General features: G+C 39.6%; 6 protein-coding genes. 1 reads left to right on the top strand and 5 read right to left on the bottom strand.

Translation table 11 applies throughout. From position 1 onward, the window contains the following. Positions 1–107: 107 nt before the first annotated feature. On the top strand, positions 108–2,483 hold the full coding sequence (locus BTO08_RS15015) for a Lon protease family protein (RefSeq protein ID WP_105061520.1): 2,376 nt from the start codon (positions 108–110) through the stop codon (positions 2,481–2,483). Positions 2,484–2,591: 108 nt separating this feature from the next. Here the strand turns inward: BTO08_RS15015 and putP are convergent, their stop codons facing one another. From putP to BTO08_RS14985, 5 genes are all read right to left on the bottom strand, one after another. Next, positions 2,592–4,079, bottom strand: a complete 1,488-nt coding sequence (gene putP, locus BTO08_RS15010) for a sodium/proline symporter PutP (RefSeq protein ID WP_045130921.1) — start codon at positions 4,077–4,079, stop codon at positions 2,592–2,594. Between the two features lie 500 nt (positions 4,080–4,579). Beyond that, complete coding sequence (locus BTO08_RS15005; protein WP_105061519.1) at positions 4,580–5,626, bottom strand: hybrid-cluster NAD(P)-dependent oxidoreductase; 1,047 nt, start codon at positions 5,624–5,626, stop codon at positions 4,580–4,582. A 70-nt stretch (positions 5,627–5,696) separates the two neighbouring features. Beyond that, a complete protein-coding gene (gene hcp / locus BTO08_RS15000; RefSeq protein WP_105061518.1) occupies positions 5,697–7,358 on the bottom strand; it encodes a hydroxylamine reductase in 1,662 nt (553 codons plus the stop codon). Positions 7,359–7,547: 189 nt separating this feature from the next. After that, positions 7,548–9,074, bottom strand: a complete 1,527-nt coding sequence (norR, locus tag BTO08_RS14995) for a nitric oxide reductase transcriptional regulator NorR (protein WP_105061517.1) — start codon at positions 9,072–9,074, stop codon at positions 7,548–7,550. 630 nt (positions 9,075–9,704) lie between these two features. Continuing rightward, a complete protein-coding gene (locus tag BTO08_RS14985; RefSeq protein WP_105061515.1) occupies positions 9,705–13,661 on the bottom strand; it encodes an AsmA family protein in 3,957 nt (1,318 codons plus the stop codon). Between the last annotated feature and the right edge of the window lie 78 nt (positions 13,662–13,739).

Below are 13,739 nucleotides of genomic sequence, written 5' to 3'. Positions count from 1 at the left end.
AAACAATAAAAAATGAGACTAACGCCACTTTTTGTAGCTTAAGTCTCTAAAAAATCAATATTTTATTAGTAGACTGAAGGTAGACGTCGTAACGAGAGGGATCGATTATGTCAGTTAAACCTCTAACCAGTGACAAGCTGTATCGCGTATCAGCGCTAAACGAATTGAGTGATGAGTGTAAGTCAACTAAACACCTTACACCATTAGATGAAATAGTAGGACAAGAGCGAGCACAACAGGCGGTTGAGTTTGCGATGTCGATTAAGGAAAAAGGCTACAATATCTATGCGATAGGTCGTAATGGATTAGGTAAACGTACCATGGTGATGCGTTACTTAAATCGTCACGATCCTAATGGTAACGCCAATACTTTGTATGACTGGTGTTATGTCTCGAATTTTGATGATACCCGTTGCCCTAAGGTGCTTAAGCTACCTGCAGGTCAAGGTAGTGCATTTAAAAAAGATATTGAACAGCTCATGAAGCGCTTAGTGAAAGCATTTCCAATGGCATTTGATAATGAGCTTTATATTAGCCGAGCAGAAAAGTTAAAAACACAATTAGCGCAGAAACAAGAAAATGCGTTAATGACAATGAAAAAAGGCGCAGAAGAGCGAGGTGTTGGCTTAACTATTACTACCCAAGGTGATTATCAGCTGGTGGCGATGAATGGTGAAGAGCCGCATACCGAAGATTCATTTGCCGAATTAAGTGATAAAGAACAACAAACGTTTGAAGAGACGATCAATGATCTTGAAGTTGAGCTGCGTGGTATTGTTCGTCAGTTAACGGAATGGGAAGAAAAGTACTCGGATAAGCAGCAAAAGCTTGATGAGGATATTGCCAAAGATGTGACTGCGCATTGCATTAAAGATCTGAAAGCGAAATACAGTAAGCTGCCTGAGATTAAAGCTTACTTATCAGCAATGTATAACGATATTCTAGAAAATATTGATATTTTCTTAGAAGAAAGTGAAGAGCAAGTCGCATTAGCTTATGCATCGTTAGACAAGAAAATGCCGCGACGTTACCAAATCAATGTACTTGTTCATCAAGATGTTGATCGTAAGTTTCCTATCGAGGTTGAAGAGAGTCCAAACTACCACTCTATTTTTGGTTATGTTGAAAATGCGACCTTCAAAGGAACCGTCTTTACTGATTTCTCTTTGATCCGTGCAGGTAGTTTACACCGCGCTAATGGTGGCGTGTTAATGATGGATGCGGTAAAAGTTTTAGAGCGCCCTTATGTTTGGGATGGTTTAAAACGTGCACTGCGTGCGCAAAAGTTGAATTTAAGTTCACTTGAGCGTGAAGTGACATTGTCTGGCACCATTTCATTAGAGCCAGAGCCGATCCCATTGAATGTAAAATTGATTTTGTTTGGTGATTATCAAACCTATCAGTTACTACAACATTACGATCCAGAGTTTAAAGAGCTATTTCGTGTCACGGCAGATTTTGAAGATGATATGCCGCGAACAGATACCTCTGAAGAGCAATATGCTCGCTTTATTGCCAGTATCGTTCACGATGGCGATATGCTCCATTGTGATCGAAAAGCGATAGCAAGGATCATTGAATACAGCTCTCGCCAAGCAGATGATCAGCATAAGTTGTCATTACATTCTGCTGATATTGCGAACTTACTGCGTGAGACTAATTACGTTGCGAAATCATCTAACGCGACCATGATCCGCAGTAGTCATGTTGAGCAAGCATTACAAAATCAAGAACAGCGTGTGAGTCGCTTAAAAGATCATGTGATGCAAAGCTTTGTTACAGGGACGACTCTCATCGATGTTGATCATCAAGCCATCGGACAGGTTAATGCATTATCTGTGATAGCAACGTCTGATTATCGATTTGGGGCACCAAGCCGAATAACTGCAACTATAGCGTACGGTAGTGGTGAAGTATTTGATATTGAACGTAGTGCTGAACTGGGCGGAAGTATTCACTCGAAAGGTGTGATGATTCTCTCGGCATATCTAGCATCAGTATTTGGTAAAACAGCGAAGATCCCATTAACAACACATCTTACATTTGAGCAATCTTACGGTGGTGTAGATGGGGATAGTGCATCAATGGCCGAAGTATGTGCGATTGTTTCTGCTTTCTCTGGTTTACCGCTACGTCAGGATATCGCCATCACAGGTTCGATGAACCAATTTGGTGAAGCGCAGCCGATTGGCGGGGTGAATGAGAAGATTGAAGGTTTCTTTGATGTGTGTGCGATCAAAGGAAGAACGGCTAATCAAGGGGTGATCATTCCACAATCTAACGTACATAATTTAATGCTACGCAAAGATATTGTAGAAGCAGTAGAAAAAGGTGAGTTCCATATTTGGGCGATTGACCATGTTTCTCAAGCCATTGAGATCTTCACGGGTAAACAAACGGGGACTGATGCAGAGCAAGGCATATATCCAAATGATACTGTCTTTGGTATTGCGCAAACTAAGCTAAATGCATTAAGGCGATAATTACTTTATCTCTTGTTGCCGCTTATAAATGTTAAATAAAAAGCCGCATATGTTGACTCTGTTGAGTTGAATATATGCGGCTTTTTTATAGCGAAAAATCACTTTAGATTATTTCAGCGGTTCCAATTTGAGTTTTTCACAATGTTCATTCACTTCATCGAAATGACGAAGTGTCTTTTCACTCGGTTGTTCACCTTTAAGGCTGACAATAACCAGTGCAGCTGATGACAAAATAAAGGCTGGTATGATTTCATATACGCTAAATAAGGTTGAGTTCGGCCAAGCAGCATGTGCAGCTATCCAAGCAATAACGACTCCTGCACCAACAACCATACATGCGATAGCACCGTGGGCGCTACAACGACGCCAAAATAGCGAGAATAATACAACAGGTCCAAACGCAGCACCCATGCCTGCCCAAGCGTGTCCAACAATAGATAAAATCGTGCTTTGTGGGTTACTAGCAAAAATCATAGCCACTAACGAAACGGCAACAACAGATAAACGTCCAAGGACAACTTGTGATTTCTCGCTCAATTTGATGTTGAAAAAGTGAGTGATATCTTCGGTTATCGCACTTGATGAGGCTAATAACTGAGCCGCAACAGAACTCATTACGGCAGACAATACAGCGGCAATAAGGATTGCAGCGATCCATGTTGGGAATAAGCCTTTAGCAAGCTCTAAGAATACCATTTCATTATCAAAGTGATGAGCGGCTCCTGAGTAGTACATTGCGCCAGTAATTCCTACCGCAAATGCGCCAACTAAAGAGACGATCATCCATCCCATACAAATTTTACGAGCAATGCTCATACCTTTGACATCCCCAATCGCCATAAAGCGAACGAGAATGTGCGGCTGACCAAAGTAACCTAATCCCCATGCTAGTAATGAGAACACGCCAATCGCGCTCGTATTTTCACTAATAACTGAAAAATAATGGGTCGGTAATACATCAGATGCAATGGCTGGATCTAGGTTATACCAAGTTACTATTGGCGTAATGATGAGTGCAAAGAACATCAATGAACCTTGGAAAAAATCAACCCAGTTAACGGCTAAGAATCCACCTATCGCGGTATAAGCCATTAAGAATATGGCTCCAGCCCAAACTGCGGTAGTGTAAGGAATATCAAATAGGGTTTGAATTAAGAAAGCGCCACTAACAAAACCCGCAGCAGCATAAAGAGTAAAGAATGTGAGTATAACGACAGCAGTCATAAAGCGAAGGGTGCGGTTACCACTACCAAATCGCGTATCGAAATAAGAGGGAATAGTTATCGCATCGCCGACGTTTTCGGTATAAATACGTAACTTTCGCGCGACAAAGCGCCAGTTTAACCATGCGCCAATGATTAAACCAATAGGTAACCAAATTTGATCTAAACCTGAAACAAAAACTGCACCGGGAAGGCCGAGTAATAACCAACCACTCATATCTGATGCACCAGCACCGAGTGCAGTCACACCAGGGCTTAAACTACGACCACCAAGAACATAATCTGAATTACCTCCCGTCTTTCTTGCTGCGAAAATACCTATAGCAAAAATAATGCAAAAATAGATCGCGAGAACGACATAATAAGTAAACATTGAATATCCTATATTGCTTTACCTGTAAAGCCAGCCAATTAATTGGTTTGGGTGTTAGGAGTACAAGTACATTCATTTTTTGTTTTATTTAGATAGCTCAGAATTAATTATTTCATAGTTTTGAATCTGACTAACCCGTATAGGCACTGTAATAAAGTGCTTCATTCTAAATAAAACTTGAAGATTGCTCTGGAAAATAAAATACGGGTAAAAAATCCGTTAAACAAATAAATAACAGTGTTTTGGTCACAAAATGAGCGATATTGTGAAAGATTTTATATAAATTTGTATAGATTTAAGGTGAGTAGGTAATAGTTGCAATTAACGTATAGTAATTAAAAAAATTTTTAGCTGTTGAGTTGATTATAAATAAACGAATAAAGTCGAGTTTATTGGTGGCATTATTTGGCCATCAAATAACAAACGATTATTTTAATATATATTGAATTTATTCAGCTAATTTAAAGATATGCCTGTGGTTTATTTCCACAGACATTTTCTTATGTAAAGCTAACTTCTGCATTTGCAATAATTGTAGAAGAACAAGCAAGAATATAGCCTTGTTCGATTTCTTCTTTCGTTAGTGTCTCAGTACTTGTTGATGTAGTACTATTTGGCGTTGCTTTACATTTACAAGAACCACAAATCCCACTTCGACAAGCCACAATCAAAGGTAACCCTTGTGCTTCTAACGTTGCAGCAACATTACTCCCTTTTGGCACGACGATAGCTTTGTTAAAACTCGGTACACTGAGTGTTACGTCTTGCTGAATATCGTTATCTTGCGTTGTTGCTGTTTCATTATTGTTATTTGGCGTAAAGCTTTCAGAATTAAATTGGGTCATGTCAAAACCAAGTTCAATTAAATAGCTTTTTACATCTTCCATAAATTGATTAGGACCACATAAATACACACTACGTTCTAATAAATCAGGAGCAAGATTTAATAGCCATTCTTTGTTTAGTCGACCTTGCGCGTAGTTGGTTTCTTGTTTGTCTTTTAATAATAACTGTAATGAAAAAAGCGGATACTTATCGGCAAGCTGCTCAAGTTGATTAAAAAAGATAGTTTGTTGTGGTGATTTAGCCGCATGGATAAAAGTAACGTCAAACTTACTATCGTGAGTTAACCATGTTTTAGCCATTGAGTAGACAGGCGTGATACCGCATCCAGCACTGATCAATACAGCTTTTTTATTTTTGGGTGGATGGTCAACACAGTTAAAATCACCCGTAGGCGTTAAAATATCAAGCGCATCACCAATGCCAAGGTGATCAATAATAAAGTTCGATACAGCACCACCATCAACACGCTTAATCGTTAGTTGTAGGTAGGAAACATGAGGTATGGAGCTGATAGAATAGGCTCTAAATTCTTTTTTACCATTTATCATTACACCAAGATTAACAAATTGCCCAGGTTTAAAATCAAAGGTTATTGTCGTATTTTTAGTGGCTAATTTTATGCTGACGGTATCGTCTGTTTCCTGCCATTTATCAATACAAATTAATGATATAGGATGGGTGTTTGTCCAGTTAGCTAACATATATAAGCTCTTATAAGATAAAAAACTCCCTCTCATTTAGATATGTATCAATGAGAGGGAGATAAAAATGTTACGCGTTAAGGATTGTTTTTAGATCGTTTTCAACGGTTGTGATTGGGCGCATATCAAATTTATCTTGGATAATTGCAAGTAGGTTATCGGTCAAAAAGGCAGGGGCGGTTGGGCCGGTATAAATTCCTTTAACACCTAGCGCAAATAGCGTTAGTAAGATCACAATGGCTTTTTGTTCAAACCAAGACAATACCAGAGTGAGTGGTAGCTCATTTATGCCACAGTCAAACTCTTTAGCCAATGCCAAAGCAAGTTGAATAGCAGAATACGCATCATTGCACTGGCCAACATCAAGCAGGCGAGGAATACCATTAATGTCACCAAATTGGTTTTTATTGAAGCGGTATTTGCCACATGCAAGCGTTAGAATTACCGAGTCTTCAGGTGCTTGAGCAGTAAAATCGGTGTAGTAACTGCGTTCCGACTTATCGCCGTCACAACCACCAACAAGGAAAAAGTGACTAACATTACCTTTTTTTACTTCATCAATCACAGCAGGCGCTGCACTCATAAGCGCATTGCGGCCAAAACCAATCGTGATCATATGTTCGATTTCATTATGTTTGAAACCTTCTAATGCGAGTGCACAATCAATCACTTGGCTAAAATCATCACCGTCAATATGCTCAACGCCAGGCCAGCCAACAATACTACGGGTAAATAAACGATCAGCATATTGACCGACATTAGGGTTAAGTAAGCAGTTTGACGTCATCACAATAGCACCAGGGAAGTTCGCAAACTCTTTTTGCTGATTTTGCCAAGCACTACCGAAGTTACCGACTAAATGCGGATATTTTTTTAGTTCTGGGTAACTATGAGCTGGTAGCATTTCACCGTTTGTATAAACGTTAATACCTTTACCTTCTGTTTGCTGAAGGATTTTTTCTAAATCATGTAAATCATGACCAGAAACTAAAATACATTTACCTTGTACAGGTTTTACGTTTACTTGTGTTGGCTCTGGATGACCAAAAGTTGTTGTCTCGCCTGTATCGAGCATTTCCATGATGTTGTAATTCATCAAGCCAATACGCATTGAACAATCTAATAATTGATTAAGATCGGTAGGATCTGTACCTAACCACGCCATGATTTGATGGTATTCTGCGTAAACATCATCATTGGTTTGCCCTAAAACACGTGCATGCTCTAAATATGCCGCAGCACCTTTTAAGCCATACAAGCACAATAAACGTAGGCCAATCACATCTTCATGTAGGGTATCGTGACCACGGTTAACGGCAACTTGCGGAGCAATAGCCAGAATTTCAGCCTCTGATAGTGGTAATTCAAATTGAGCAACAGCGGGTAATACAGGTAAAGCTTCTGCTTGTAATGTTGAAGCTGTGATAACAAGATCTTTTAATTGAGCCTTATAACTTTGCGCTTGCTCTGCAAGTTCAATGACACGGGCAGGATCAAAGTTAACATTCGTTAGTGTGGCGAAAAATGCACGTGGTGCCCATTGATTAATTTCATCATTAATAATGTCAAAACGTTTAGCCAACTCTGCCCAATAAGATACCCCCTGTAGGGTATAAACAAGTACATCTTGTAGATCTGAAACTTCTGCTGTTTTACCACACATACCAGCGGCAAATGCACAGCCTTTTACCTGTGGGGTTTGAATTGTTTGTTCACATTGAATACAGAACATGGAAAGTCTCCAGCATTAGTTTATATAGTTATAAATGACAAGGTTGTCGTATTACTAATACTGATAGCACTAACTGTGCCATATTTAAGCTACTGAATTTTAATGATAAATCAAGTGTTGTTGCGATGTTGATGTAATAAAAACATCGATCACTGTTGTTATTATTACATCAGAAAACATTAGGTCTGATTAATGGATATTAAATTTTTTACCCATCCGGTAAAGATTGCCACGATCCATCTGCAAGAATTGTGCGGTTTTTGACCAGTTTTTATCCATTTTGTCATAACTATGGCTGATCAGATACTTTTGATAATCTTCAACTAATTCACGCATCGGTTGCGATTGTTGTGGGAAAAGTGATGATGTGTTTTTTACATCATCGATTGTGGCGGTGTTATCAAAATAGTGCTCTGTGATTGTTTGCTCACCATGTTGAATTGCTCGTAATGCCGCACGCGTTAAGCTGTGTTCTAATTCTCGAATATTACCCGGCCATAATTGCTTCTCAAGTAGAGCAAGTGTTTTAGGGTGGATATGGAGATTGGGTACATTAAATTGTTGGCGTACTTTTTCTAATAAATAGCCTGCAAGCACAGGAATATCGCTCAGTCGCTGGCGCAGTGGTGGGACAAATATTGGGAATACATTAAGACGATGGTACAAATCAGCTCTAAAATTACCGTTTTCTATTTCTTGCTCTAAATGACGATTAGTTGCGGCAATGATACGAACATCAACATAATGATGACGATCACTCCCGACACGTTGTACGTCACCTTGCTGTAATACACGAAGTAATTTTGCTTGTAGCGAAAGTGGTAATTCACCTATTTCATCTAAAAAAAGTGTACCACCATCAGCAAGTTCAAATTTTCCAGCTCGATGGCTATTCGCGCCTGTAAATGCGCCTTTGACATGTCCAAATAATTCACTTTCTGCGAGGTTTTCTGGAAGTGCGGCACAATTTACATAGATCATAGCTTTATCTGCACGATGGGACTGAGCATGAATAGCGTGTGCGACAAGCTCTTTACCCGTGCCTGTTTCACCACTGATCAACACAGCATAATTGGATTGGGCAACCGTTAATATATTGGTTTTTAGCGCATCCATCTCGGAACTAAATCCAATCATCTCATTGTGTTGAGATCGTGCTTGTTGGATCAAGGTTTCATTGAGTGACTTTTGTTTTTTATTCTGTAATTTCAGCGCATTGAATTGGGCAATATTACGGACCGTTGCAGCAGCAAGAGCTGCAAATGTTTCTATCGCAAGGTTATCGATATCATTAAACGCACCCACTGCTAAAGAATCTAAGCTCAAAACCCCCACTAATTGTTCATCAACATACAAACTACAACCTAAGCAGTCGTGAACGTTTATTTCTGTATCAACATTAATTAATAAGCCATCAAACGGATCGGGAAGGGGCGAATCAGCGTCAAAGCGTACAGGTGTTTTACTTGCCATAATTTTAGCTAAGCGAGGGTGAGAGCTTGGTAAAAAACGTCGCCCTAATACGGCAGACGATAACCCTTTAACGGCGACAGGGGTAAGAAAACCTTGTTGATCAAGAACAAATAGAGCGCAAGCATCACAAGGAAAGACTTGTTCTACACCATCAATTAAAGATTGGTAATGATGATCACTGGCCAGTCGAGTACTGAGATTAAGGGCAATATTCAGCAGTGCAGCGTCGATATTTGATTGCATAAATAGAATATCTATATGTCGTTTTGATTATCTGTTGTCTTTATTACAACAAAATAGAGATCGTTAAGGCTTAATCTAGAACAACAAATGAGCACATAAGATGTATTTTATATAAATGTTTTATCGGTTTTTCTATAGTGTCAAAGGCTGTTTAGTAAGTCGTCACTATAAAAGCGTCAAAAAAATAACGATGTTACACTAATAGTGATTGATTTGTGACGCTAATTTTGAATGGAAATCATAGTTTGGATTGTTAGTAGGAATAAAATCTATTTAGTACTTATTTTTAAAAAAGCAATTTTTTATAATCAAATTATCTTACTGACTACAAATATTATCGAGTTTTCATGATCCGCGCTTATGCTTACTTATCTAAAAATCATCCATTGATACATAAGTTTAATATCTTATTTGTTTTATCTGTTTTCATTTTATGTACTTATCAATTACTCGAAAATAGTAAGATTGAATACTCGTTAGGATTGGTATTGATTCTGTTTCCTCTTTTTATCTTTGCTAAAGCCTCAACTTATAAAAGCAAGTACTTAAGTGATAGATAGCAATGTTCTGTAGTAAGTAAAGAAAAAGACCCAGTGTTCACTGGGTCTTTTTAGTTGTAACAACGAATACTTATTTTTGTTGCCAAATGCGTTCACATTCAGCCGAGCCATTCGCTGCGATTGGCTTTTCAAATAGCCACTGCAATGGTGCGACGACAGGGCTAGTAGTAAAGCGAACTGATGTTTTTAAAATAGCGGATAGCGGTACATTAAAATTGAATTTATCAAAAGTACCATGAACTTCAATCGGCGTTTGTAAGCTGAAAATCTGGGCTTTTTTCGATTTTGGTGATAAATACAGATTAAAGTCACGATTTTTATAACTTGCATTAAAAGCACCATGTACTTGAATACGGGAAGTATCAAGCAATAAATCACGTTGCGTCATGTTGCCATTTTTTACATTAAAGCCACCTGCGACACAATTTAATACGGAATGATCTTTAGTAACAAATTTAGGTAATACAGCATCGGCTAAACTTACCGCCCATAAGTCAATTAAGTTTGCTTGGAAAGCTTTAGGCCAAGCGGCAAAACCGATAAAACCGTTAGCGTTATTCATTAGGCTATCTGGTGTATTTGCCAAACTATTAAGATTAAATTCAAAGCTGATCTTACCGTTCATATCGGTTTTTGGATCGATTCGACGAGCAATAATACCGTAGTCAAAGTTCTTCACTAATCCATTAAGATGGATATCAAACAGCTCTTTTTGTGCTTTAACCGAGCCTTTAATATCAATATTTCCACCCGGTAATTTAATGTGCAGCGGGTTTAAACTCAGTAAACCGTTATGTAATGTCCAGTCTAGTTTTCCTGCACCTAACCAGTCTTTACCTGAGCGTACTTCACCGACATTGAGTTTGAAATTAGCATTCAGCTTATTTAAACCTTCAGGGCTAAGAACAGGTACAGGTTTATCGACTGTTTTTGCTGGTGTTGTTTTTTCTTTGCTGTCTTTTGGTAGCCATGCTTGCCAATTTTTAACTTTAAAATCGTTAATTTGAATGAACGGCGCGCGAAGATCTAATGATACGGTTGGGCGATCTTGGCCTTTCATCGGTGGTAAAAAATCACCGTTACCTTGTAATTTACTGCTCCCTACTTGAACCAGCATATTACGTAAATGGTAGCCGACGTTATCGGTTGAAAGGGATGCAGCAACCGTCACTGGACCATACGGTGGTAGCTCAAGACCGGTAAACGCATTAAAGCGATCTAAGTTAGGCGTTGTTGCCTTAAAGGTTAAATTCAACTTTTGTGGATTAATGGGTAGCGATACATCAGATTCGGCATTGAGTGCAATATCACCGACATTAGCCGTTAAGGTAACAGGCACTGATTTACGCCCATCATTGGCTTGTTTCAGTGATACAGAATCAATCTCAATGTTAACGGGCTTATTTGCAGCTTGGCCAGAGATAATCAAGTGAGTTGCGGTATCGGGACCTGTAATAAACTTACCTTGACGAAGTACGACATCAAAGGCTTTGCCTGTGTAAGTATCTGCAACACGCAGTTTACCGCCGTTTAGTTGTGCTTCGACTTTAGCCTGCTCCATTAACTCAAGCACAGTACGACCTGATAACGACAAAGATAATTTAGCGCTATCGAGTGTCATACCAAGATCATTGGTCACATTGAACTGTTTTAAAATTTGACCGATATTCGGCTTATCTACCCCTAGATGTAGTTGAGATTGGATAGCGTTATTATTGATATCCAGTGAAATATCACCTTGGTACAAACTTCCCGCATAGCGAGCGCTAAAAGGAGCGGGTTTTAATTTACCGTCACGTAATTGGCCACTAAATTGGGTGTCATCAATTTGCTGATTTGCCCAAAGCATTTTATTGACACCAAGTTTTACATCAGCATCGGCAATCACGACTTTATTACTAAGTAACGGCATATCAAGGTTCACACCTTGAGTTGGTACTGTTTGCTCAACAGTTGGCACTTTTTCGCGATCAACAAATTGCCCTAGCTGATTGAAATTTAGGGTATCAAATTGCGCATTAAGCGTTAAAAATGGCGTTTTAGTATTTTGCTTCCATTTAAAATCGACCTTACCTTGGCTTTGCATTAACGCCATCGTGGGGATATTTAATGTTAGCCAATCACCGGTATTGGTTAGCTTTCCTTTGAAATCGATTTTACCATGCATAGACGCACGTGTACCCAACCATGGACTTAGTTTGCCTGCATCTTTACTGTGTACGGTTAGGTTTAACCAACTGCCTTTTTGCCAATTGGTTTTTACAAATTCACCTTGTGCTTTTATGTCAACAACAGGGCTGGAAAAGTGTAGTGATGGCATCCAATTACGGTGGTTAATAATATCGGATAGTGTGCCTGCTTTAGCTGTGATCTTAACGGGAATATCCATGATCTGACCTTGGATGTCAGAGCTAAATGGCTGCTCCATACCAGAGGTTAGTGCTGCTTTATCAATAGCAAAAGATGCTTTGGCTCCCCAGTCAATATGTGCTTTATCGATATCGAGTGAGAGCTGGCTATTATCAATCCACTCTTGAAGTTTTGTACCTTGGGCCGTCAGCTGAAGCTGAGCCTTATCAAGATGACCTTTTGCATCTGGGATCCCTGAGATCCAACCTGCCATTTCACCTAATTGCGAGTCTTGAGCACCTAGTTTTACATCAACGGTTGATGTCCATTGGGTGGCATCAATATCAGCCGTACCACGAAATGGCACATCAGCAATATTGGCAGTCATTGGAGCGTGAAGTTTACCTTTATCGCCTTCCACTTTAAGCGAGATATTATTAACAGGTGTACCTAAACCTTTGATCTCATCGACGGATAGATCAAGATGGGTTTCTGTTTTAACAAGCCATTGATCCAGCGCTTTTTGCAGAGGCGATTGTTGAGGTGCTGCTGCTGCATAACCGACACCGAGCATGACCGGAGGCTGGGGTTGTAACCATGGGCGCAGATCGATTAACGGAATATTTAGCTTACCGTTAATATGATTAAGATCTTTGGCGTTTTGAGCCAATGAAATATCAAGGAAACCTTTAGCAGACGTGATAGGGCTCGTTAGCGCGATATCAGCCAGTGAAATGCCTTTGCTAGACGCAGTAATTTGGGTTGTTAGTGACATTGGTGCGGCATGACGCAAATCAATATCAAGCAGGGATTCAAGCTGCGCGGTATCAACCCAATCAAGTTTTACGTTGGCTTTTGACGGCGTATTACTGTGGAATGGATGAATATCTGCATCAATATTGAGTTTCGCCCCAGCAAAGCTGCCTGTTGCGTCTAATTTGCCTTGCTGTTCATTAATGAGTGATTCTAAATCACCCGCCAGTGAAACATCATATTCATTCCCCATGGCATTACCTTTCGCTTGTAATAGCCATTTATCAGGTTTGGTTAACGCTAATTGATCTAAATATACGTTGGCATACTGTCCGGTATGTTGATCTAAATAATCAACCGATACTTTTTCCGCTCGAATATTGTTGCTCAATGCCAGTTTAAACGGCGTTGATTGAGTGGTCTCTTTCGGTTTTTCACTCGCTTGCTCGGCAAACACCCAGTTCGCTTTCCCTTGATTATCTTTTGACAGGTGTAATGAAATGTCTTTTAGATCCAGATAGTCAATCTTTAGGGTATGAGATAGAAGAGGCAAAACAGAGATTTTTGCACCGATATAGCCTGATTTCAGCATCGGTTCCCATTTCATTGCTTCAGTATTGGCAACGGTGACATCGCTCAACTCAATTTCAGGGCTGAATGATAGGGTTAGTGACATGTCACCACCAATGGTTGTTTCACGATCTAAAGTAGAACTTAACCATTGGTTGATATCATGTCGGTGGTCAGCTAAATCGATCTTAACCCCATAAGCGAGTACCCCAGTTGCGGCAATGATAGGGGTTAATATGGCAATAGAAGTCCACTTCGCCACTTGTTTTAGTTTGTTTTTTTTCGGTGGCTGAATCGGATTATCCTGTTTTTCAGAGGATGAAGCTGTCTCAGCTGGAATGCGTGATTGCGTCATAATTGGTCAGATTTTCTCTAATGAAGGCGTGCAGCATGCTGGCATCGTGCGAAAAAGCGATTTTTAATCGGTACTGCA

It is taken from the genome of Photobacterium angustum (assembly GCF_002954615.1).
Lineage (GTDB): Bacteria > Pseudomonadota > Gammaproteobacteria > Enterobacterales > Vibrionaceae > Photobacterium > Photobacterium angustum_A.
This window is presented reverse-complemented; position numbering and strand designations above follow the sequence as displayed.